Genomic DNA, 22,225 nt, shown 5'->3' with positions numbered 1-22,225 from the left:
AGCGCCATAGCGGGTGATAGCCCCGTACACGAAATGCGATGTGTGGAACTAAGTATGCGACAAGTAGGGCGGGACACGAGAAATCCTGTCTGAATATGGGGGGACCATCCTCCAAGGCTAAATACTCGTAATCGACCGATAGTGAACCAGTACCGTGAGGGAAAGGCGAAAAGAACCCCGGGAGGGGAGTGAAATAGATCCTGAAACCGTGTGCATACAAACAGTAGGAGCGGACTTGTTCCGTGACTGCGTACCTTTTGTATAATGGGTCAGCGACTTACATTCAGTGGCAAGGTTAACCAGATTGGGGAGCCGTAGAGAAATCGAGTCCGAACAGGGCGCCAGTCGCTGGGTGTAGACCCGAAACCAAGTGATCTACCCATGGCCAGGTTGAAGGTGCGGTAACACGCACTGGAGGACCGAACCCACTAATGTTGAAAAATTAGGGGATGAGCTGTGGGTAGGGGTGAAAGGCTAAACAAACTTGGAAATAGCTGGTTCTCTCCGAAAACTATTTAGGTAGTGCCTCAAGTATCACCATCGGGGGTAGAGCACTGTTATGGCTAGGGGGTCATCGCGACTTACCAAACCATTGCAAACTCCGAATACCGATGAGTGCGAGCTTGGGAGACAGACGTCGGGTGCTAACGTCCGGCGTCAAGAGGGAAACAACCCAGACCGCCAGCTAAGGTCCCAAAGATTGGCTAAGTGGAAAACGAAGTGGGAAGGCTAAAACAGTCAGGATGTTGGCTTAGAAGCAGCCATCATTTAAAGAAAGCGTAATAGCTCACTGATCGAGTCGTCCTGCGCGGAAGATGTAACGGGGCTAAGCCAGTCACCGAAGCTGCGGATATGYAYTTRTRCATATGGTAGGAGAGCGTTCTGTAAGCCTGCGAAGGTGTCTTGTAAAGGATGCTGGAGGTATCAGAAGTGCGAATGCTGACATGAGTAGCGATAATGGGGGTGAAAAGCCCCCACGCCGTAAGCCCAAGGTTTCCTGTTCAACGTTCATCGGAGCAGGGTGAGTCGGCCCCTAAGGCGAGGCAGAGATGCGTAGCTGATGGGAAGCAGGTTAATATTCCTGCACCGTCGTATGATGCGATGGGGGGACGGATCGCGGAAGGTTGTCTGCCTGTTGGAATAGGCAGTTTCTGCTTCATAGAAGGCRCTTAGGCAAATCCGGGYGCGYAATTCAAGGGAGTGGGACGAGTGAACTTGTTCACGTAGCAATCGGAAGTGGTTCCAAGAAAAGCCTCTAAGCTTCAGTCATACGAGACCGTACCGCAAACCGACACAGGTGGGCGAGATGAGTATTCTAAGGCGCTTGAGAGAACTCGGGAGAAGGAACTCGGCAAATTGGTACCGTAACTTCGGGAAAAGGTACGCCCCGGTAGCTTGGCTGATTTACTTCAGTAGGGCGAAAGGGTTGCAATAAACTGGTGGCTGCGACTGTTTAATAAAAACACAGCACTCTGCAAACACGAAAGTGGACGTATAGGGTGTGACGCCTGCCCGGTGCTGGAAGATTAAATGATGGGGTGCAAGCTCTTGATTGAAGTCCCAGTAAACGGCGGCCGTAACTATAACGGTCCTAAGGTAGCGAAATTCCTTGTCGGGTAAGTTCCGACCTGCACGAATGGCGTAACGATGGCCACACTGTCTCCTCCCGAGACTCAGCGAAGTTGAAGTGTTTGTGATGATGCAATCTACCCGCGGCTAGACGGAAAGACCCCATGAACCTTTACTGTAGCTTTGCATTGGACTTTGAACCAATCTGTGTAGGATAGGTGGGAGGCTTTGAARCGGGGACGCCAGTTCTCGTGGAGCCAACCTTGAAATACCACCCTGGTTTGTTTGAGGTTCTAACCTTGGTCCGTRATCCGGATCGGGGACAGTGCATGGTAGGCAGTTTGACTGGGGCGGTCTCCTCCTAAAGTGTAACGGAGGAGTTCGAAGGTACGCTAGGTACGGTCGGACATCGTGCTAATAGTGCAATGGCATAAGCGTGCTTAACTGCGAGACCGACAAGTCGAGCAGGTACGAAAGTAGGACATAGTGATCCGGTGGTTCTGTATGGAAGGGCCATCGCTCAACGGATAAAAGGTACTCTGGGGATAACAGGCTGATTCCTCCCAAGAGTTCATATCGACGGGGGAGTTTGGCACCTCGATGTCGGCTCATCACATCCTGGGGCTGTAGCCGGTCCCAAGGGTATGGCTGTTCGCCATTTAAAGTGGTACGTGAGCTGGGTTTAAAACGTCGTGAGACAGTTTGGTCCCTATCTGCCGTGGGCGTTGGAAATTTGAAGGGGGCTGCTCCTAGTACGAGAGGACCGGAGTGGACGAACCTCTGGTGTACCGGTTGTCACGCCAGTGGCATTGCCGGGTAGCTAAGTTCGGAAGAGATAACCGCTGAAAGCATCTAAGCGGGAAACTTGCCTTGAGATGAGATTTCCCGGAGCTTTAAGCTCCTTGAAGGGTCGTTCGAGACCAGGACGTTGATAGGCTGGGTGTGGAAGTGCAGTAATGCATTAAGCTAACCAGTACTAATTGCCCGTAAGGCTTGTCCCTATAACNGTCGTTCGAGACCAGGACGTTGATAGGCTGGGTGTGGAAGTGCAGTAATGCATTAAGCTAACCAGTACTAATTGCCCGTAAGGCTTGTCCCTATAACATTGATAAGTTRTAGGCGAGAAGTGCGCATGTTGTGCGTAGTTGATACGCAATCGCTACATAATAAATCTGAATTCTTCCAAATTTTGCTGTTGCGGCGCYMAAGCGCCGCAAAGCTACAAGTCAAAGCCTGATGACCATAGCAAATCGGTCCCACCCCTTCCCATCCCGAACAGGACCGTGAAACGATTTTGCGCCGATGATAGTGCTGCAACCAGTGTGAAAGTAGGTTATCGTCAGGCTAGTTATATGAAGAAGCCCACCAGGTGATCCTGGTGGGCTTTTTTGCGTTTTCTGCTATGCTTTGCGGCATGAAATTGGATGAGATGACACAGGCGCTGGCCGAGGCCGACAGCGGCGAGGCTTTGCTCTCTGCCGTGTCCGGCGCGGCGCAGTCGCTGGGCTTCGACTACTGTGCGTTCGGCATGCGCTTGCCGTTGCCCCTGTCGAATCCGCGTGTCGTCATGCATAGCAGTTATCCCAGCGCGTGGCAGCAGCGCTATGCCGAACAGAATTACCTGGCCAGCGACCCGACCGTGACACACGCCCTGCGCTCGGTGCCGCCGGCTGTGTGGAGCGAGGAGCTGTTCAGTCCCAACCTGCCGTTGTGGGAAGATGCGCGCGGCCACGGCTTGAGGGTAGGCTGGGCACAGTCCAGTTGCGATGCGCAGGGCGCGGTCGGCATGCTGACGCTGGCGCGTACCCACGACGAACTATCCGCAGCCGAACTGGCGCTCAAGGCGCCCTACATGACATGGCTGGCGCATGCCGCGCAGGCCGGCATGGCGCGCCTGGCGGCCGGCCAGCCGGTACACGCCCAGGCGGCACTACCGGAACTGACCGCGCGTGAGTGTGAAATGCTGCGCTGGACGGCGGACGGCAAGACCTCGGGCGAAATCGCGCAAATTACCGGGATCTCCGAGCGCACCGTCAACTTTCACCTGACTAACGCGGTCGGCAAGCTCGGCGCGGCGAACAAGACGGCCGCGGCGGTCAAGGCCGCCGTGCTGCGTCTACTGTAAATCTTGACAGTTATTTTCCGCCGCGCAATCGCGTCTAATGGCGGGCATGGATTCCCAAACAAATTCCGCTGAATTGCTGATGTGCGCGCTGGCCTTGCTGGCGGGGAAAGCGTTCGCGGTGCTCAGCATCGGCCTGTCCACCTACCTGGGGTAGCCCAGGTAGGGGAGGGCCGCCTTACTTGGCAATCAGCACAAGGGTGCCGCGTCCGCACAGGCCGTAGGACGTATTTTCGCCGCCGATCACGTCTTCGCTGCCCGGAGCCCGCACCTGCGAGGCGCCTTCGGCCCAGCCGCAGGTGTCCGTCACGCGATACCAAATCTTGCCGGCGCCCGGCCATGGCAACACGAAGTTTACTTGCGCGCTCCAGGCGTTGTAGGCAACGTAGATGGCCGAGGCGCTGTCGCCGAATTCGCTGCCGTCAATGCGCCAGCCTATGGCGTGGTTGGCCGCGTCGCCGAAGTAAGCGGCGTCCGCCACCTGGACATTCGGTTTGAACCAGCGCAGCTGTTCCATCACATTGCCGTTGTTGTCCACGGCCGAGTAGAAGTTGGCAGGGCGCAGCGCCGGATGGGCTTTACGGAAGGCGATCATGCCCTTGCTGAAGTTCTGGAAATTGCTCTGGTCCGTGGTCCAGCTCCAGCCCTGCCAGTTGACGCTGGAATCGAGGTTGTAGGGGTTGTTGTTGCAGTTCAGGCTGCGCAGCGCCTCGTCGCCGCCCACCAGCATGGGAACGCCGCCGGACAGCATCATCAGCGCCAGGCCGTTGCGCGCGGCCTTGCGCTGGTCGGCCGCAACCCCGCCCTGGTCCCAGCTGTTGTTATTGTCCTCGCCGCCATCGCTCACGCCGTAAGGCCAGGGCTGCGTGTTGTTCTTGCTGTTGCAGCTGTACAGGTCTTTCAGCGTGAAGCCATCGTGCGCGGTGACGAAGTTGACCGAGTTCCACGGCTTGCGGCCGTCATCGCCGTATAGGTCGCTGGAGCCGGCGAAGCGGGTGGCCATGGTTCCGGTGGTAACGTCCACCGAGCCGAGCTTGTTCTGGCTTTGGCGCAGCATGTCGCGGTAGAGGCCGTTCCATTCGGACCAGCCGGCCGGAAAGCCGCCCACCTGGTAGGAGTTGCCGCCGATGGCCCAAGGCTCGGCGATCAGGTCCACCCCGCTGCCGCCTGCAGCCGGACGCGGCGGCAGTTCTGCCGCGATGCGGTTCAGCGCGTTGCCGCTGTCGGTCTTCAGGAAGTTGAAGCAGCCGTGTTCGCAGGTATTGCCCAGCACCGAAGCGAGGTCGAAGCGGTAGCCGTCCACGCCCAGGGTGTCGCGCCAGTAGGCCAGCGAATCGATGATCAGGTTCTGGGCGATGGGGTTGCGGGTGTTGTAGTTGCCGCCCACGCCGGTGTTGTCCCAGGACGATTGCATGTCGCTGGTGAGCGAATAGTAGGTGGGGTTGTCCAGCCCGCGCATGCTCTGGATGTTGTAGGTGCTGGTGTCGCTGCCGGACCATGCGCCCCCTTCGCCGGTGTGGTTGTAGACCACGTCGATCAGCACCTTGATGCCCTGGTCATGGAAGGCTTTCACCATTTCCTTGAATTCGCGGGTGGGGCCGCCGGGCGTCTTGTCGGCGGCATAGCGGCGGTCGGGCGCGAAGTAGTTCAGGGTCATGTAGCCCCAGTAGTTGTCGCCGGTGGTGCTGGTGGCGTCCACGTCGTTGGTGTCGTTCTGGGTTTCCTGCACCGGGAGGAACTCCACCGCTGTGACACCCAGGCTGGCCAGGTATGCCGCCTTCAGGCTGGCGCCCTTGTAGGTGCCGCGGTAGGCGGCGGCGATACTGGCGTCGTTTTTCGTCAGGCCGCGTACATGGGCTTCGTAGATGATGTCGTCCTTCAGCGCGCGCGTGGGCTTGCTGCCGGTGGACTGGGTGTCGCCAGCCAGCACCACGCCTTTCGGCGCCGAGGTGCCACTGTCGATGTTGCGGTACAGGGGGCCGCTGGCGTAGATGGTGCCGTCGCCCATGGCCGGGGTGGTGGGATCATGGCTCAGCTCGCGCGCGTACGGGTCGCTCAGCAGTTTGTTCGGGTTGAAGCGGTTGCCGGCCGCGTCCACGTCGCTGATGAAACCGCTGGCCGAACCCTTGGTCCAGGCCGCGTTGTAGGGCCAGTTCGGGCCCCACGCGCGGTAGCCGTAGTAGACCGTGCCGCTGATGCCGTAGCCGGCCAGCGCGGCTGCCGTCACGTTGGCGCTCCAGATATCGCCGGCGCCCTTGGTCAGCACCAGGCGCGCTTTTTCCTGCGTGCCGGTGGCGGTGCTGTACAGGTAGAGCTCGACGCGGGAGGCGCGGCTGGAATAGAGGCGGAAGTTGATGCTGGTCTTGCCTGCGTCATAGGCGGCGCCCAGCTGGCTGGCATTGACGGCGGCGAAGGCAGGCGCGGGCGTGGCAGCGGCCAGTGCGGATAGCGCGAGCGCGGCCAGGGCGGCGCTTGCGGTGCGGCGTAGTTTCATGAGGTCTCCGTTGTTTATATGTATTTTTACTACTGTGCGGCTGTAAAAATGTACGCTCGTACACGGGGAGCGTCAACGCAAGCTTCTATCTGTGTTGTAGTTTCATTACATCCAAGGCTGAAGTTAGAATACGCGCATGCGCCTGCTCATCATCGAAGACAATCCCGACATTGTCGCCAACCTGTACGAATTCTTCGAACCCAAGGGCTACGTGCTCGATTCGGCGGTGAATGGCTATGCCGGGCTGGGACTGGCCAGCCAGCACCAGTACGACGCCGTGGTGCTGGACGTCATGCTGCCGGGGCTGAACGGTGTGGAGCTGTGCCAGAAACTGCGCAATGAGCTGAACGACGCGACCCCGGTGCTGATGCTGACGGCGCGCGACACCCTGGCCGACAAGGTGGCCGGCTTCGACGCCGGCGCGGACGACTATCTGGTCAAGCCGTTCTCGCTGGTGGAACTCGACGTGCGCCTGAAGGCGCTGGTGCGGCGCGCCAAGGGGACGCACGCGGCTGCCGCCGTGCTGCGGGTGGGCGAGCTGAGCTTCGATACCAGCACCTATACCGCCACCCGCGCCGGCCGGCCCCTGGCGCTGACCAAGACCGGCTACGTGCTGCTACGCTGCCTGATGCGGGAGGCGCCACGGCTGGTGCCCCGCGAAACGCTGGAGCAGGAAGTGTGGGGCGAGGACCGCCCCGACAGCGACGCCTTGCGCACCCATCTGCACGCGCTGCGCCAGGCGCTGGACAAGCCTTTTCCCTTTGCCATGCTGCGCACCGTGCCCGGCATCGGCTACAAACTGGTGAGCCATGATGACGGCGTCTAACTCCCTGCGGCGCCATATCGTTGTCGCGTACACCCTGTATTCCTTCGGTTTTGTGCTGTTTTTCGCGCTGATCGCCGCCTTTGCGGTGGAGGGCATCGAGGAGCACCTGGTCGACAACCGCTTGCGCGAGGTGGCCGAATGGGCTGCGCCGCGCCAGGCAGGCAATTTGCCGGTGGAAATGCCGGCCGGCCTGAGCTTCCACCGCAACGTCGACATTCCCCAGTCGCTGCGCGGCTTGCCGCCCGGGGTGCAGGAAAAGACCGTGGACGGCGTGGGCCTGCACGTGCTGGCCGGGCACGACGAGATGGGCGACTACGTGGCGGTGGACCATGAGAGCGATTACGAAAAAGTGGAGCTGGTGGTGTATTCCGTGTTCGCCATCGGCTTCATCGGCTTTCTGCTGTTCTCCTATTTCCTCGGCGGCTACGTGGCGCGCCGGCTGGTCACGCCGATTACCGACCTCGCCGAGGCGGTGCTGGCAGACCACCCTAAATTGCCTTCGCAGAAACGCAAGGACGAGCTGGGCGTGCTGGCGCGCGCGTTCGCGGCCCACACCGCCCAGCTGCGCGACGTGCTGGAGCGCGAGCGCTTCTTCACCGGGGACGTGAGCCACGAGCTGCGCAGTCCGCTTACCGTCATCATGGGCGCGGCGGAAGTCATCATGGCGCAGGGCGAGGGCAGCGCCGGCTATGCGCAGGCGGCGCGCATCTACCGCGCAGCGCAGGAAGCGGCCGAATGCGTGACCGTGCTGCTGTTGCTGGCGCGCGCGCCGCAGCTGGATGAGCAAGCAGAGGTGGATGTGGGCCAGGTGGCGCGCGGCGAGACCGAGCGCTATCAGAGCCTGGTAGCCGCGCGGCCGGTGCGGCTGGAGTTCGATGGCGGTGCCGGCAGCTTTGTCGTCAGCGCGCCGCGCGAGCTGTGCATGAGCGCGATCGGCAACCTGGTGCGCAACGCCTGCCAGTACACCGAGCGCGGCACAGTCACCGTACGCCTGGGGGAGCGCAGCGTGAGCGTGGAAGACACCGGGCCGGGCTTGCCGGCAGCCGTGCGCGCGGCGCTGGAAGCCGGCAGCCAGGGGGCAGGCGGCGTGCCGTCGGCCGGGGGCAGCGGTTCGTCCGGCACCGGACTGGGCTTGGCGCTCGTGCGCCGCATCTGCAGCTATCTGGGTGCTAGCCTGCTGCTGCACGACAGGCCGGGCGGCGGCAGCATTTTTGTGATCCGGTTCGCGGAAGTTAGCGCCCGCTAGGCGGATTTAACGCTTTCCTAACAGGGGGCTGACGCGCGCTTGACAGGTGCTTGGCTAAAGTGGCATGGTCTATAGCCATGCACCTTGGAAAAACCGAGTGACCCTCAACTTTGCACCGCGCCTGCGCGCGCCCGTGTTTACCCTGGCCGCCTCTGTCTTTCTGGTGGCCGCGTACAACAATAGCTTCTGGCAGCGCTTCCTGGTCGCCACCGGCGGTTTTAGCATAAGCAACTTGCCTATGCTGGCGGCCACTTTTCTGCTCCTGGTGCTGGCGTTTAACGCCTGCCTGAGCCTGGTCAACTACCGTTTTGTCATCAAGCCCGTGGTCATTGCCTTGTTGCTGGCCACCTCGGCGGCCACCTACTTCATGAACCAGTACGGCACGCAGATCGACAAGGCGATGATCCAGAACGTGGTCGAGACCGATGTGCGGGAAGCCGGCGAACTGTTCAGCATGAAGATGCTGCTGACCGTTGGCCTGCTGGGCGTGCTCCCCGCCATCCTGGTGGCCCGCACCAGGCTGACCTTCGCGCCGCGCGGACGCCACCTGCTGACCAACGCCGGCGTGGTGGCCGGCTCGCTGCTGCTGGCGGCCGGCATCCTGCTGTTGTTTTTCAAGACCTATGCCCCGGCCGTGCGCGAGCACCGCGAACTGCGCTTCCTGCTCACGCCCACCAACTACATCCAGGCCGCCAACGGCTTCCTCAAACAGAAGTGGGCCAAGCCGCAAGTGGTGGCGCCGCTGGGACGCGATGCCGCCAAGGGCGTGACTTGGGCAGACCAGGCGCACCGCACCGTCACCGTGCTGGTGGTGGGCGAGACTGCCCGCGCCATGAACTTCTCGCTCAACAAATACGGCCGCAACACCAACCCGCTGTTGTCCCAGCAGCCGGGCTTGCTCAACTTCAGCAATGTGTCGTCGTGCGGCACGGCCACGGCGGTCTCGGTGCCCTGCGTATTTTCCGCGCTGGGCCGGGAAAATTATTCCGATACCAAGGCCCATGGCCAGGAAGGCTTGCTGGACGTCCTCAAGCACGCCGGCTTCGACGTGATATGGCGGGACAATAACTCCGGCTGTAAGGGCACTTGCGCCCGCGTGGCCTACGAGGACTGGTCCGAGCCCGTGGCCGGCGACCCGCTGTGCAACAGCGAAGAGTGCTACGACGAGAAGCTGCTGGAGCGCCTGCCTGAGCTGATCCGGACCGCGAAAAATGACCTGGTCATCGTATTGCACCAGAAGGGCAGTCATGGTCCAGCGTATGCAAAACGCTACCCGCCCGGTTTCGGCAAATTCGGCCCGGTATGCAATACCAACGAGCTTGAAAAGTGCACGCAGGAGCAGATCACGGCGGCCTACGACAACACTATTCTGTACACCGACTATTTCCTCGACAAGCTGATCAAGTTGCTGCGGCAAAGCAGCGCCGACGACGGCGTGGACACCGGCATGATGTACTTCTCCGACCACGGCGAATCGCTGGGAGAGAAGAATATGTATCTGCATGGTGCACCCTACATCATTTCGCCGCCCGAGCAGCGCCGCGTCCCCTTCATGCTCTGGTTCTCGGACCGCTACGCCGAGCGCTTCAAGATCGCCCGCGGCTGCATGGCGGCGCGCACCAGCCAGTCCTTCTCGCACGACAATGTGTTCCACTCCGTGCTGGGCATGCTGGACGTGAGCACCGCCGTCTACAACCCGGCGCTGGACATGTTCAACGCCTGCACCCATGGCTAGGCTGCACGGCGAACTGCTGGGCTGGTCCGCGCTGCGGCGCGCGGCATGGGCGCTGGCCGGGACGGCCTGCGCGATCCTGCTGCTGGGGGCCGGCAACGCGGACCTGATGCTGGCCGACCTGATGTTCGACTTCCACATCCATGAATTCCCCTGGCAGCACGCCTGGCTGACCGAACGCTTCAGCCACGGCATCCTGAAAACCGCGCTGACCTTGCTGGGCGCGGTGCCGCTGGCGGCCTGCGCCTGGGACGAACTGGCGCGGCGCATCGGCCCGCCGGGCGGCGGCCTGCCGCTGTGGTGGCGGCTGCGCGTGCGGCTGCTGTCGCTGTGCGTGATCCTGGTGCCCCTGCTCACGTCCATGCTGAAACGCGCCAGCCGTTCGCACTGCCCGTGGGACCTGGAGCGCTACGGCGGCTACCAGCCGTATTACCGGCTGCTCGAACACATGCCGCGCTGGGTGGAGGCCGGCCATTGCCTGCCGGGTGGCCACGCCTCCAGTGCGCTATGGCTGGTGGGCCTGGCGGTGTTCTGGCTGCCGCACGACCCGCGCAAGGCGGGCGCCGTAGCGCTGGGCGCGCTGGGCCTGGGCGGCGCCGTGGGCTGGATGCAACAGATGCGCGGTGCCCATTTCCTCACGCACACGCTGTGGTCGATGTGGATTGCCTGCGCCGTGCTGGCCGCGCTGCTGGCCGCGCACAAGGCCTGGCTTGCCGCCAAAGAGGGCATGCAGGCTGCCGGGGCCGCCGCATAATTCTGGGCAAGCCGGGGAGTTGGGTTGTATGATTCATCATGTCACCCAACGAAAAGGTATCCCATGTCTGCTGAAGCAAAAAAATTTCGCCTGGTAACCCGCAGCGACTTTGACGGCCTGGTATGCGCAGTGCTCCTGAAACACCTGGACATGATCGACGACATCCTGTTTGTCCACCCGAAGGACATGCAAGACGGCAAAATCGCCATCAGTGACAAGGACATCACGACCAATCTGCCCTATGTGGCGGGCGCGCACCTGGCATTCGACCACCACCTGTCGGAAACCATCCGCAATACCGGCGAACGGACCAACCACATCATCCACCCCGAGGCGCCGTCTGCCGCGCGCGTGGTGTACGACTACTACGGCGGCCTGAAAGCCTTCCCGGCCTCCTGGGACGGCATGATGGCGGCAGTGGACAAGGGCGACTCGGCCCAGTTCAATCGCGATGAAGTGCTCAACCCGCAGGGCTGGGATTTGCTGAACTTCCTGATGGACGCGCGCACCGGCCTGGGCCGCTTCCGCGAGTTCCGCATCTCGAACTACAACCTGATGATGGACCTGATCGACTACTGCAAGAACCATACGATCGAACAGATCATGGAACTGCCGGACGTGAAGGAACGCAAGGAGCTGTACTTCGAGCACAGCGAGAAGTGCAAGGACCAGATCCGCCGCTGCGCCACCATCCACCAGAACCTGGTGGTACTGGACTTGCGCAAGGAAGAAACCATCTACGCCGGCAACCGCTTCATCATCTACGCCATGTACCCGGAGACGAACATCTCCATCCACGTGCTGTGGGGGCTGAAGAACCAGAACACGGTGTTCGCCACCGGCAAATCCATCCTGAACCGCACGTCGAAGACCAATATCGGCGCGCTGATGCTGGAATACGGCGGCGGCGGACATGAAAACGCCGGCACCTGCCAGGTGGACAATGAACGCGCGGACGAGGTGCTGGGCGCGCTGATCACGCGCATTACGCACGAGGGCTGAGCCTGGCGGGTTACGCTGCGCTAACCCGCCCTACGTAAAGCGACGCGGCGCCGGTTGGTTTTGTAGGGCGGGTTGGCAGCGCAGCTGCGTAACCCGCCGTGAGTCGCCTCAGGCTTCTTTTTTCGGCAGCGCAACCTGGTTGTCGGTGCTGAACTGATAGTCCTTGAAGACGTGCTCCGCGGTCAGCAGCTGGTAAGTGCCGTCTTCCTTCACGTGCGAGGTGTCCTTCAGGCGGTAGGTGTAGTGCCCGCAGGTCCAGCAGTTGAAGTTGCGCATGTGGGTGCACAAGCAGGTCTTGTCCATTACCGCGATGCCCTTGTCGCTGCCGCCGTTGGCGACCACTTCGCGGTTATAGGCATTGATGTAGGAGCAGTTGCCGGTGGCGTCCAGCAGGTAGCCGTAGGATTCGCAGCCCGGGCGGATGCCGGCGCCGATGGCCGGGGTGTTCTTCAGCATGCGCATCGGGTAACCGGTGGGCGACACGCCGTTGACGATGATGTCTTCCTCGCTGGCCTTGAAGTATTCCTGCTTGACCTTGTCCGGCAGGCCGCATTCCTTGGTCACGGTAAAGCGCGTGGCCACCTGCACGCCGGCCGCGCCCGCCTCCAGGAAGGAGACCGCGTCGCTGCCGGTGAACACGCCGCCCGCCGCGATCACGGGGATGTCCAGGTTTTCATTCTTCAGGTAGGCCAGCACTTCCGCCACGATGGTGTGCAGGTCGTAGTCTTTCCAGTCTTCCATGCCGAAGCCGAGGTGGCCGCCGGCCAGCGGACCTTCCACGATCACGTAGTCCGGCGCGCGGTCCAGCTTGGCGTTCTTGCGCAGGAAGATCTGCAGCGCGCGCACCGAAGAAACGATGATGCCCAGCTTGGCCTCGCGGAAGCGCGGGTTGTCCGCCATCAGCGCGAAGGAGCCGAAGTGCAGGCCGGCCGACAGGGTGATGCCGTCGATGCCCGCGTCCAGCGCCGCGTTCAGGCGCGTGCGCAGGGTTTCCTTGGGGCCGTTCATGGTCAGCTTTTCCATGCAGTTCACGAAAATCAGGCCCGGGCCTTTTTTCGCTGCCATGGTGGCGCCGATGTGGCGGCGCTGCGCGTCGGCCAGGCGTTCCAGGTCGAACTGCACCACCGCCTTGTCCATGTTAAAGATGTTGTACTTGTAGAGCTTGGTCTTGTCCTTGACGAAGGTGGTGTCGAACTTGCGGTCCGATACGTCTTCCACCATGGCGTCGGAAATGTGGCCGATGCCGCCCAGGCGCGCCGCTTCCAGCGCCAGCTCGGAGGTGGAAATGTCCACCCCCATGCCGCCTATCATGATGGGTACGTATTCCTTGTCGCCAAAGCGCAGGCGGAAGTCGTCTACTCGTTTCATTGCAGTCCTTAACTACGTGGCGCCGCCGGGCCGGAGCGGCCCGCGGCTTGGTGCGGCCGAGCGCACCGGGTCGGATAGGGGAGGTGCCGGAAGCTCAGTCGCGGAAGTTGTTGAATTCCAGCGGGGTATCCTTGACTTCCTTGCGCAGCATGGCCATGGCCGCCTGCAGGTCGTCGCGCTTGGCGCCGGTCACGCGCACCGACTCGCCCTGGATGCTGGCTTGCACCTTCATCTTGCTATCCTTGATGATGCGGGTGATCTTCTTGGCAGCCTCGGTCTCCAGGCCGTTCTTGATCTTGATGACCTGCTTGACCTTGTCGCCGCCGATCTTCTCGATCTTGCCCTCGTCGAGGAAGCGCACGTCCACATTACGTTTGCCCAGCTTGTTGATCAGCACGTCCTTGACCTGGGTCAGCTGGAAGTCCGAGTCCGCGTAGGCGGTCAGTTCGGCTTCCTTTTGTTCGACATTGGCGCTGCTGCCCTTGAAGTCGAAACGGGTGGTGATTTCCTTCTTTGCCTGGTCGACTGCATTGCGCACTTCGATCATATCGGCTTCGGAGACTACATCAAACGACGGCATGTTGCTTTCCTTTAATTAATGCGGTGGCGCCCATGCTGCGGCGCCGCGTAAAAAGATGTGCCATTTTAACGGACAACCGGCCGAACGCTCGGTCGTTTTGCCGTGATTTTCCCACTTTCGCACTATAATCGACCAAAATATCTACTCGGCTATGCACTCGAACCTACACCTTTGTCACGACTTCTCCCTCCGTTCGCTTAACACTTTCGGCATAGACGCCCGCGCCGCCACGTATTTGCGGGTGGCCGCGGCGGACCAGCTGCAGGCGGCCCTGGCCGAACCGGCGCTGGCCGCGCAGCCGCGCCTGGTGCTGGGCGGCGGCAGCAACCTGCTGCTCACCGGCGACTTCCCCGGCCTGGTGCTGCATATCGCGATCCAGGGCAGGGAGGTGCTGCAGGGCACGGCCACGCACCACCATGTGCGCGCGGCGGCCGGCGAGAACTGGCACCAGTTCGTGCAGTGGACCTTGTCGCACGGGCTGGACGGGCTGGAAAACCTGTCGCTGATTCCGGGCACGGTGGGCGCGGCGCCGATTCAAAACATCGGCGCGTACGGCGCTGAAACCAAAGACTATTTCCACAGCCTGACGGCCTATGATCCGGCCAGCGGCCAGCTGGTGGTCATGGACGTGGCCGACTGCCGCTTCGGCTACCGCGACAGCGTGTTCAAGCAGGAAGCCGGGCGCGGCCTGATCGTGGTGGACGTCACCTTCGCCCTGCCGCGCGCGTGGCAGCCCAATTTGCGCTACGCGGAGCTGGCGCAGGCGGTGGCGGCGCAGGGGCTGGACGCGCCCAGCGCACAACAGGTCGCAGACACGGTGATTGCCGTGCGGCGCCGCAAGCTGCCGGACCCGGCCGACATCGGCAACGCGGGCAGCTTTTTCAAGAATCCGGTGGTGAGCGGCGCGCAGTGCGCGCAGCTGCTGGCGCAGTTTCCGGCGCTGGTGCACCATCAGCAGGCCGACGGCAGCGAGAAGCTGGCGGCCGGCTGGCTCATCGACCAGTGCGGCTGGAAGGGCCGCAGCCTGGGCGCGGCAGGCGTGTATGAAAAGCAGGCGCTGGTGCTGGTGAACCGTGGTGGCGCCACCGGCGCCGAGGTGCAGCGCCTGGCGCAGGCGATCCAGGACGATGTGCAGGCGCGTTACGGCGTGCTGCTGGAGCCGGAGCCGGTGTTCGTGTGAGGCGGTGGCGGTGCGCGGCGGGTTACGCGCGATGCGCTAACCCGCCCTACGGTGCGGGGCCAGGTGGGCGTAGGGCGGGTTAGCGCCTGGCGCGTAACCCGCCGGGCTTAGCCTGCGGCCACGCAATTGCGCCCGCCCTTCTTGGCGGCGTACAGCGCGCGGTCCGCGCTTTCGATTAATTCCTCGATGCTGAAATGCGGCGACGGCACCACGCTGGCCACGCCCACCGACATGGTGACCACGCAGTAGGGGGCCGCTTGCGGGTTCTCGATGGCCAGCTTTTCCAGGTGCCGCACGCACGATTCGGCCAGTGCCAGCGCGCCTTCCAGCCGGGTGTCCGGCAGCAGGATGGCGAATTCCTCGCCGCCGTAGCGCGCCGCCAGGTCGGCCGGGCGCTTCAGGTGCTCGGTCAGCACGGCGGCAGCCTTCTTCAGGCACAGGTCGCCGGACAGATGGCCGAAGGTGTCGTTGTAGATCTTGAAGAAATCCACGTCGCACATCAGCAGCGACAGCGGCTGCCGCTCGCGCTGGCCGCGCTGCCATTCCACGGCCATGGTTTCGTCGAAGCGGCGCCGGTTGGCGATGCCGGTCAGGCCGTCCAGCGCGGCCAGCTTTTGCAGTTCGATGTTGGCGTCGGCCAGGTTCTTCTGGCTCTCGCGCAGGAAGCGGAAAGCCTGGTCTCGCTGCAGGCGGCTGATGTGGGCGCTTGAGTGGTAGCGCACGCGCGCCAGCAGCTCCAGCTTGTCCGGCAGCTTGACGATGTAGTCGTTGGCGCCCACGGCGAAGCTGTGCGCCTTGAGCTTGGGGTCTTCCTTGGCCGACAGCACGATCACCGGCACGTGGCGCGTCAGCTCGTCCGCGCGGTAAGCCTGGATCAGCGCAAAACCGTCCACCGACGGCATCACCAGGTCCTGCAGGATCACGGTGGGCTGCAGCTGGGCGGCGGTCTGCTGCGCCAGCGTGGCGTCGGTCACGTAATGGAACTCGATGTCGGGCTGGTCGCTCAGCATGCGGCGCACCGCCTCGACGATGATCAGCTGGTCGTCCACCAGCAGGACGCGCACCTTGAAGGCGGTGAGGCCAGGTTCCAGGTCTGCTGGAACGGAAAAGCTTTCGGACATTGATGCTCTCTTGGTTGCTAGCCCCGGCTGCCGGTGGTGTTGCGCAGCATGGGGCCGATCTTATCTAACGGCAGCACCATCTGGGCTGCATCCAGCTCGGCCGCCGCGCGCGGCATGCCATATACCGCACTGCTGGCCTGGTCCTGGGCGATGGTGGTGTGGCCCGCGCGGCGCATGGCCAGCAAACCCTCTGCGCCGTCGCGGCCCATGCCGGTCAGGAGTACGCCCACCGCGTCGCCGCGCCAGTGCTGCGCCACGCAGCGGAAGAATACATCCACCGAAGGACGGTAGGCATAGTCCTTCGGTGCAGCATCGTAACCCAGGCGGTAGTCTTTATCCAGTATCAGATGGTCGTTGCTCTTGGCGATGAGCACCGTGCCGGGCGCCAGTTCGTCGCCGTGCTCGATGGCGCGTACCGGCATTTGCAGCTGTTCGCCCAGCCACTTGGCAAAATGTTCGGCGAAGTTTTCGTCGATGTGCTGCACCACCACGATGGCGCAGCCGGGCGGCGGCAGCCAGCCCGCCAGGATCTTCGACACCGCCAGCGGCCCGCCGGTGGAGGCGCCGATCGCCACCAGCTTGGTCACCGGCGCCTCCTTGCGTTCGGGCGCCGCGCTGCGCGGCTGCATGGCCTGGCTGCCGCCGCTGTGGCGTATCAGCTTGTCCATGGTCTTGATCTTGGCCAGCAGCTCGGCGGCGCCGCCGGCTTTCCCCTGCAGCATGGGGGTGGCGGTCACGTCGAGCGCGCCGGCGCCCAGCGCGCGGAACACCTGGTTGACGTTGTCCTGCGGCCGTCCGGTCACCACCAGGATGGCGCACGGGCTTTGCTCCATGATCTGGCGGGTGGCTTCCACGCCGTCCAGTTCCGGCATGTTCAGGTCCATCAGCACCAGGTCGGGCCGGTTTTCCGCGCACATGCGCACCGCTTCCACGCCGGTGCGGGCGATCCACAGCACCTGGTGTTCATGCGTGCTGGCCACCACCCGGCGCAGCGCTTCGGCCGCCATGGCGACATCGTTGGCAATCGCGATTTTCATTTGCGCGCGTCCCCTATCAGGTCGGCCACGGCGTCGAGCAGGGTCTCGTCGTGGAAGCTGCCTTTGGTCAGGTAGTAGTCGGCCCCGGCGGCCATGCCGCGCGCCCGGTCTTCCGGGCGGTCCTTGTAGGATACGATCATAACGGGCAGGGTGTGCAAGTGCAGGTCTTTCTTGATCAGGTTGACCAGTTCGATGCCGTCCATGCGCGGCATGTCCACGTCGGTGATGACCAGGTCGTATTCGCCGCTGCGCACCACGTTCCAGCCGTCGATGCCGTCGATGGCGATGTCCACTTCGAAGCCGCGTCCCACCAGCAGCTTGCGCTCCATCTCGCGCACGGTGAGCGAGTCGTCCACCACCAGGATGCGCTTCATGCGGCGCCGCTCGCCGCGGTTGCCGCGCGCCAGCTGGTGCAGGCCGCCTTCGTGCAGCAGCTTGTCGATCGACAGCAGCAGGTCCGGTACGTCCAGGATCAGCACCGGCTCGCCGTCGTCGAGCAGGGCGGCGGCGGAGATGTCGCGCATCTTGCCGAAGATCGGGTCGATGGCCTGCACCGCCAGGCTTTGCTCGCCGCGTATCGCGTCCACCACCATGGCGTAGCGGCGCGCCCCGGTGCCGATCAGCACCACCGGCAGTTCGGCCTCGGTGGCGCTGCTGTCGCCCAGCTCCAGCACCTGCGCGGCCGACACCAGACCGAGGTGTTCACCGCCGTGGTCGAAGAACTGCTTGTTTTCCAGCGTGTGGATGTCGGACTGCGGCACCTTGATCACGCGCTCCACTTTCACGATGGGGATGGCATAGGCCTCGCCCTTGATGTCGACCACCAGCGCGCGCACGATCGATTGCGTGAGCGGCAGGGTGATGTAGCTGTGGAAGCCCCGGCCCTGTTCGGACTCCAGCCGCACGGTGCCGTTCTGCTGGCGGATGGTGTCGTGCACGATGTCCAGGCCCACGCCGCGCCCGGAGATTTCGGTGGTGTTCTCCTTCAGGCTGAAGGCGGGCAGGAACAGGAACTCCAGCAGCTCGGCCTGCGACATGGCCGCGGCCATGGGCGCGCTGGCCATCTTGCGCTCGACCACGGTGCGGCGGATTTTTTCCAGGTCCACGCCGCGTCCGTCGTCGCTCAGTTCAATGCTCAGCATGCCGGCGCGGTGGCGCGCCTCAAGCGTGATGGAACCGGTGGCCGGCTTGCCCAGCGCCACCCGTTCGGCGGCCGGCTCCATGCCGTGGTCGATGGCGTTGCGCAGCATGTGGTTGAGCGGACTTTCGATCTTCGCCAGGATGTCGCGGTCGACCAGCGTATCCTCGCCGGCGATGCGCAGCTGGACGTCCTTGCCCAGGCTGCGCGCCAGGTCGCGCACCATGCGCGGGAAGTGCTGCACGCCGTCGCGGAAGGGCCGCATGCGCAGGGCCAGCACTTCATCGACCAGGTTCTGCGACACACTTATCAGGCGGCGTTCCCAGTTCTCGAAGTCGGCGATCTGCTCCAGCACGAATTGCTTGAGGGGTTGGGTTTTTTGCAGGGCCAGCAGCGATTTCTCTTTCAGCCCGGCGTCGGTGCTGCTGGCGACGGCTTCGTGCAGCTGTTCGATCACGGTGAACAGGCTGGCCTGGTTGCGCTTGAAGCGCTGCATGGCCTGCAGGATGGGATGCATCTGGTGCGCGTTGATGCGCGATTCGCTGGCCAGCGACAGCAGGCGGTCGAAGTTCTGCGCGGTCTTCATGGGCGCCATGACACGGGTGCCGGGGATGCTGGCGGTTTCGTCCGGCTCTGGCGCTGCGGGACCGGCAGCACCGGCAGTTTCCGCTGCACCTGCAGCGGGCAGGGCGCCTGCGGTGCCCGCCAGGGCTTCGGCGGCGGCCATGTCGCCCAGCAGCGCGGCGATGTCGGGTGGCGTCGGCGCCGGCGTGGGGCGCGCAGGCGGCGCCGGGACCGCAGGCAGCGGCGCGGACGGTGCCGGCGGAGCGGCATAGCTGGCCACCGGCTCGGGCAGGAAAGCGATACCCAGGATGCTGTCCATGGTCTTTTTGATCTGCGCGCCATTGGCCGCCAGCCACGGCGCCACGCCGCTGTCGTCCAGGCGCGAAACCTGCAGGATCAGGTCCACGCCGGCCAGCAGCGCGTCCACCCGGTTGGGTGTCAGGTTCAGCTTGCCGTGCTGGGCGGCGATGAAGGCATCCTCCATGCCGTGCGCCAGCTGCACCACCACGTCCAGGCCGACGATGGCAGCAGCACCCTTGATCGAATGGGCCGCGCGCATCATGGGCTCGACCGCGTTCGCGTCGCCGCCGTGGCGCTCCATGGCCAGCAGGCCGTCGGTCAGGATCACGGTCTGCGCGTCCGCCTCCATGCGGAACAGCTCCTGCATGGAAAATTGGCTCAGGTCGCCATTACTGTCCTGGCTCATCGCAGCGTCCTCGCAAGTTGGTAGCCCAGCAGGCCGGCGTCCAGGCAGCCGATCTGCATGCCGTCATGGCTGATCACGCCCGTCAGGAAGCGCGACAGGCCTTTGTTGATGGTGGCCGCCGGCGGCTGCACGCTGGCCGAGGCGTAGCGCAGCAGGCCGTGCAGGTCTGCCACCGGCAGCGCATAGGGCTGGCCTTCCCACTGTACCAGCAACAGGCGGGCAAAGGTGTGGCGGCCGGTGCGGGCCACTTCCTCGGTCTCGTCCACCGCCAGCATGGCGGCCAGGGAGATGCAGGGATACAGCTTGCCGCCCACGTTGACCACGCCGGCCAGGCCGCGTGCATTGCGGTGCGGCAGGCGGTGCGGCGTGGCTTGCGGGGCCACCGACAGGAACACGGACGTGGGCAGCGCGAGCCACTCGCGGCCGATGCGGAACACCAGGCAGGAGCTGTCGAGCTGCACGCGGTTGTCTTCGGCTTGCCGGAAATGGGCGGCCCATTCCTGCTTGTAGGCGGCATCGACCGGCCGCTGCAGGTTGCGCTGCGCCGCACCGGCGTAGACGTCGCAGTTGCGGCAGTGGACGAACTGCTGCAGCTTTTCGCAGCTATGGTCGCCGGCAACGCCGATGCGGTTCCAGCAGTCGTTGATGTCCTGGATGGATTGTTCGGCGATGGTCATCATGATTCGGCCCTGACGGTGCGGTTGTTTTGCTGGCGCTGGTAGATGCGCGCGGCGCGGGCTTTGAAGGCGGCGGCGCCGCTGCTGTTGCCGGACTGCTCGGCCAGCAGCGCCAGGTGGCACAGCGCTTCGTAGTGGTCCGGCTGCAGGTAGACGCAACGGCGCCAGTGCTCCTCGGCTTGCGCCGGCTGGCCGGCATGGTCGCTCAGCATGCCGAGGATGAAGTAGGCGCCTGCCGTTTCCGGGGCTGCGGCGAGGACGTCCCGGCAGGCCTCGGCGGCTTCCTTGCTTTGGCCGCGGTCGGCCAGCTGGCGCGCGCGCACCAGCAGCTCGGCGGCGGACGGCGCCGCGGTGGCGGTCTTGACCGCGGCGGCCGCCGCTTTCAAGCGCGTGCCGGGGGCCGCATTCCGGGCCGGGGCCGCAGACGGCCCTGGCGCTGGCGCGCTGGCGGGCGTGCGCTGTCCGGCGTTGAAAGGCTGCGCGGCGGCACCGGCAGCGGGTCGCTGCCGCGACAGTGGCCTCGGCGGTATCGGCGGCACCGGCAGTGCCGGCGGCACCTCCTGGGCGGTGTCCTTTTTCAGGCCGAACGCTTGCCGGTGCGGCAGCGGCGTGAAGCCGTGGTGCGCGATGGACGGCACTTCGGCATAGCCTGCGAACAGGATGCCGTCGTCCGCCAGCAGTGCCGCCAGGCGCTCGATGGCGGCCTTGGTGGTGGGCTTGTCGAAGTAGATCAGCAGGTTGCGGCAAAAGATGATGTCGTAGCGCCGGCCGCGCGCATCGAGCTCCAGCAGGTTGCCCTGGCTGAAGCGCACCTGTGCGCGTATGGCGTCGCTGATCAGGTAGTCCTCGTTGCCGGCGCTGCTGAAGTAGCGTTCGCGAAAAGCCAGATCCTGCGCGCGGAAGGCGTTGCGGCCGTACACGCCCCTGCGCGCGCGGGCCACGCAGGCGGCGCTCAGGTCGTAGGCATCGATGGTGAAGGCGCTATCCGGCACGCCCGCGTCGCATAGCGCCATGGCCATGGAATAGGGTTCCTCGCCGCCGGCGCAGGGCACCGACAGGATGCGCACCGGGCGCGCGGGGGCGCCGGCAGCCTGGCGCGCCAGCCGCTCCTGCACGAACTGCACGGCCACCTGGAAGGCTTGCGGATCGCGGAACAGCCACGATTCCGGCACCACCACCAGTTCCACCAGTTCGCCCAGTTCCGCCGGCGTCAAGGCGGCGAGGTAATGTTCGCGGTCGGTCTCTCCGGTAATCTCCATGCGCTCGCGGACGGCGCGGTCGGCCGCCGACTTCGAGACGGTCAGGCCGGTCGCCCGGCGCAGCATGGCGCGGGCAGTCATGGCGCGCCGTCCCCGCCGTCTTGGCGGCCTGCGCTGTCTGGGCTGGCGTCGCTGGCCAGGCTGGCTGAGCCGGCTGCGCCGCCGGTTTGGAACAGCGCGGCGCGCAGGTCGGGCGGCAGTAGCCGCTGCGGCTCCACCAGCTGCACGATGCCTTGGCTGTCGCCCGCTACCTCGCCCAGGAAGGGCGCCGCCTGTACGCCGCTGTCGCCCAGCGCGCGTTCGGCCACGTCCTGCACGCCCACCACGCGTTCGGCCAGCAGGCCCAATGCGTACTCGTTGCCGTCCGGCGCGGCGTAGTCCACCACCACGATGCGGGTATCCACGTGTTCCGCGCTGGGCGCGCCGCCGCCCAGGCGGGCCAGGTCGATCACCGGCACCGTGCGGCCGTGCAAATTCATCAGCCCGGCCACGGCGGGCGGCGCCAGGGGCAGGCGCTTGAGGTCCATCAGCGGCAGCACGCGCTGCACCGCGCCCAGGCGCAGGCCATAGCGGTCGGGGCCGATGTGGAAGACCAGCAGTTTCATGGCGCGCCCTACACCGTGACGGCGAAATTGGCCACGCTGGCCTGCAGGTCGCCGGCCGCGTACTGCAGCTGGTGCACCGCTTCGCTGGTGGCGCGCAGCGATTCGACGGTCTGCTGGGTGGCGTCGTTCAGCTGCATCATGGTTTCCGTGATCTGCTGCGCGCCCACCGACTGCGACTGCATGCCCTGCAGCACGGCGTCGAACTGCGGCGCCAGTTTCTGCACCTGCACCATCACGCCCGAGAG

16 protein-coding genes, 2 rRNA genes and 1 pseudogene (1 of these 19 running past the window's edge) are annotated in these 22,225 nt (G+C 64.1%); 9 read left to right on the top strand and 10 right to left on the bottom strand.

The features are described from left to right. From ASC94_RS18040 to ASC94_RS18030, 3 genes are all read left to right on the top strand, one after another. Positions 1-2,570, top strand: a 23S ribosomal RNA gene (locus ASC94_RS18040) (it extends 209 nt beyond the left edge of the window). A 231-nt stretch (positions 2,571-2,801) separates the two neighbouring features. Further along, positions 2,802-2,914, top strand: a 5S ribosomal RNA gene (rrf, locus tag ASC94_RS18035). A 69-nt stretch (positions 2,915-2,983) separates the two neighbouring features. Next, positions 2,984-3,694, top strand: a complete 711-nt coding sequence (locus ASC94_RS18030; protein WP_056397757.1) for an autoinducer binding domain-containing protein — start codon at positions 2,984-2,986, stop codon at positions 3,692-3,694. 175 nt (positions 3,695-3,869) lie between these two features. Here the strand turns inward: ASC94_RS18030 and ASC94_RS18025 are convergent, their stop codons facing one another. Then, positions 3,870-6,185, bottom strand: a complete 2,316-nt coding sequence (locus ASC94_RS18025; RefSeq protein ID WP_056397753.1) for a glycogen-debranching protein — start codon at positions 6,183-6,185, stop codon at positions 3,870-3,872. A 136-nt stretch (positions 6,186-6,321) separates the two neighbouring features. Between ASC94_RS18025 and ASC94_RS18020 the strand changes: the two genes are divergently transcribed. From ASC94_RS18020 to ASC94_RS18000, 5 genes are all read left to right on the top strand, one after another. Continuing rightward, positions 6,322-7,011 carry a response regulator transcription factor gene (locus tag ASC94_RS18020; protein ID WP_056397749.1) on the top strand — a complete coding sequence of 230 codons (690 nt, stop codon included), beginning with the start codon at positions 6,322-6,324 and terminating at the stop codon, positions 7,009-7,011. Continuing rightward, positions 6,995-8,257, top strand: a complete 1,263-nt coding sequence (locus ASC94_RS18015) for a HAMP domain-containing sensor histidine kinase (RefSeq protein WP_307718843.1) — start codon at positions 6,995-6,997, stop codon at positions 8,255-8,257. Before ASC94_RS18020 ends, ASC94_RS18015 begins: the two co-directional genes overlap by 17 nt. 97 nt (positions 8,258-8,354) lie before the next feature. Continuing rightward, entirely contained in the window at positions 8,355-9,992 is a 1,638-nt protein-coding gene (locus ASC94_RS18010) for a phosphoethanolamine transferase (protein ID WP_229417313.1), read from the top strand. Beyond that, the gene (locus ASC94_RS18005) at positions 9,985-10,743 is read left to right on the top strand and encodes a phosphatase PAP2 family protein (RefSeq protein ID WP_056397745.1); all 759 of its coding nucleotides are present in this window, start codon (positions 9,985-9,987) and stop codon (positions 10,741-10,743) included. Before ASC94_RS18010 ends, ASC94_RS18005 begins: the two co-directional genes overlap by 8 nt. A 63-nt stretch (positions 10,744-10,806) precedes the next feature. Then, positions 10,807-11,745 carry a hypothetical protein gene (locus tag ASC94_RS18000; RefSeq protein ID WP_056397744.1) on the top strand — a complete coding sequence of 313 codons (939 nt, stop codon included), beginning with the start codon at positions 10,807-10,809 and terminating at the stop codon, positions 11,743-11,745. A 108-nt stretch (positions 11,746-11,853) separates the two neighbouring features. Here the strand turns inward: ASC94_RS18000 and ASC94_RS17995 are convergent, their stop codons facing one another. Together ASC94_RS17995 and ASC94_RS17990 are read right to left on the bottom strand one after the other, a co-directional pair. Next, positions 11,854-13,113, bottom strand: a complete 1,260-nt coding sequence (locus ASC94_RS17995; RefSeq protein WP_056397740.1) for a nitronate monooxygenase — start codon at positions 13,111-13,113, stop codon at positions 11,854-11,856. Positions 13,114-13,207: 94 nt separating this feature from the next. Further along, entirely contained in the window at positions 13,208-13,693 is a 486-nt protein-coding gene (locus ASC94_RS17990) for a YajQ family cyclic di-GMP-binding protein (protein ID WP_025595779.1), read from the bottom strand. A gap of 151 nt (positions 13,694-13,844) precedes the next feature. Between ASC94_RS17990 and murB the strand changes: the two genes are divergently transcribed. Beyond that, complete coding sequence (murB, locus tag ASC94_RS17985) at positions 13,845-14,873, top strand: UDP-N-acetylmuramate dehydrogenase (protein ID WP_056397736.1); 1,029 nt, start codon at positions 13,845-13,847, stop codon at positions 14,871-14,873. A 107-nt stretch (positions 14,874-14,980) separates the two neighbouring features. Here the strand turns inward: murB and ASC94_RS17980 are convergent, their stop codons facing one another. From ASC94_RS17980 to ASC94_RS33785, 7 genes and pseudogenes are all read right to left on the bottom strand, one after another. Next, positions 14,981-15,994: a diguanylate cyclase gene (locus tag ASC94_RS17980; RefSeq protein WP_056397731.1), complete on the bottom strand. Its 1,014-nt coding sequence runs from the start codon at positions 15,992-15,994 to the stop codon at positions 14,981-14,983. Between the two features lie 17 nt (positions 15,995-16,011). Then, a complete protein-coding gene (gene cheB / locus ASC94_RS17975) occupies positions 16,012-17,031 on the bottom strand; it encodes a chemotaxis-specific protein-glutamate methyltransferase CheB (RefSeq protein ID WP_056397728.1) in 1,020 nt (339 codons plus the stop codon). Further along, positions 17,028-19,439: a hybrid sensor histidine kinase/response regulator gene (locus tag ASC94_RS17970; RefSeq protein ID WP_056397725.1), complete on the bottom strand. Its 2,412-nt coding sequence runs from the start codon at positions 19,437-19,439 to the stop codon at positions 17,028-17,030. Before ASC94_RS17970 ends, cheB begins: the two co-directional genes overlap by 4 nt. Next, entirely contained in the window at positions 19,436-20,119 is a 684-nt protein-coding gene (locus tag ASC94_RS17965; protein WP_056397724.1) for a chemotaxis protein CheW, read from the bottom strand. The genes ASC94_RS17970 and ASC94_RS17965 overlap by 4 nt, the downstream gene beginning before the upstream one ends. After that, positions 20,116-21,456: a protein-glutamate O-methyltransferase CheR gene (locus tag ASC94_RS17960; protein WP_056397722.1), complete on the bottom strand. Its 1,341-nt coding sequence runs from the start codon at positions 21,454-21,456 to the stop codon at positions 20,116-20,118. The genes ASC94_RS17965 and ASC94_RS17960 overlap by 4 nt, the downstream gene beginning before the upstream one ends. Next, positions 21,453-21,980, bottom strand: coding sequence for a chemotaxis protein CheW (locus tag ASC94_RS17955; protein WP_056397719.1), 528 nt, complete (start codon positions 21,978-21,980; stop codon positions 21,453-21,455). The genes ASC94_RS17960 and ASC94_RS17955 overlap by 4 nt, the downstream gene beginning before the upstream one ends. 8 nt (positions 21,981-21,988) lie before the next feature. Next, a pseudogene (locus ASC94_RS33785) lies at positions 21,989-22,225 on the bottom strand (chemotaxis protein); the annotation flags it as partial.

Origin of the sequence: Massilia sp. Root418 (assembly GCF_001425265.1) — a bacterium.
Classification (GTDB): Bacteria; Pseudomonadota; Gammaproteobacteria; order Burkholderiales; family Burkholderiaceae_D; genus Rugamonas.
Note: the sequence above shows the minus strand (reverse complement) of the source record. Positions and strands in the feature narration are given on the sequence as shown.

Coding starts and splice junctions, on each gene's coding strand:
- ASC94_RS18030 (WP_056397757.1), top strand. CDS start 2,984: ATGAAATTGGATGAGATGACACAGGCGCTGGCCGAGGCCGACAGCGGC.
- ASC94_RS18025 (WP_056397753.1), bottom strand. CDS start 6,185: ATGAAACTACGCCGCACCGCAAGCGCCGCCCTGGCCGCGCTCGCGCTA.
- ASC94_RS18020 (WP_056397749.1), top strand. CDS start 6,322: ATGCGCCTGCTCATCATCGAAGACAATCCCGACATTGTCGCCAACCTG.
- ASC94_RS18015 (WP_307718843.1), top strand. CDS start 6,995: ATGATGACGGCGTCTAACTCCCTGCGGCGCCATATCGTTGTCGCGTAC.
- ASC94_RS18005 (WP_056397745.1), top strand. CDS start 9,985: ATGGCTAGGCTGCACGGCGAACTGCTGGGCTGGTCCGCGCTGCGGCGC.
- ASC94_RS18000 (WP_056397744.1), top strand. CDS start 10,807: ATGTCTGCTGAAGCAAAAAAATTTCGCCTGGTAACCCGCAGCGACTTT.
- ASC94_RS17995 (WP_056397740.1), bottom strand. CDS start 13,113: ATGAAACGAGTAGACGACTTCCGCCTGCGCTTTGGCGACAAGGAATAC.
- ASC94_RS17990 (WP_025595779.1), bottom strand. CDS start 13,693: ATGCCGTCGTTTGATGTAGTCTCCGAAGCCGATATGATCGAAGTGCGC.
- murB (WP_056397736.1), top strand. CDS start 13,845: ATGCACTCGAACCTACACCTTTGTCACGACTTCTCCCTCCGTTCGCTT.
- ASC94_RS17980 (WP_056397731.1), bottom strand. CDS start 15,994: ATGTCCGAAAGCTTTTCCGTTCCAGCAGACCTGGAACCTGGCCTCACC.
- cheB (WP_056397728.1), bottom strand. CDS start 17,031: ATGAAAATCGCGATTGCCAACGATGTCGCCATGGCGGCCGAAGCGCTG.
- ASC94_RS17970 (WP_056397725.1), bottom strand. CDS start 19,439: ATGAGCCAGGACAGTAATGGCGACCTGAGCCAATTTTCCATGCAGGAG.
- ASC94_RS17965 (WP_056397724.1), bottom strand. CDS start 20,119: ATGATGACCATCGCCGAACAATCCATCCAGGACATCAACGACTGCTGG.
- ASC94_RS17960 (WP_056397722.1), bottom strand. CDS start 21,456: ATGACTGCCCGCGCCATGCTGCGCCGGGCGACCGGCCTGACCGTCTCG.
- ASC94_RS17955 (WP_056397719.1), bottom strand. CDS start 21,980: ATGAAACTGCTGGTCTTCCACATCGGCCCCGACCGCTATGGCCTGCGC.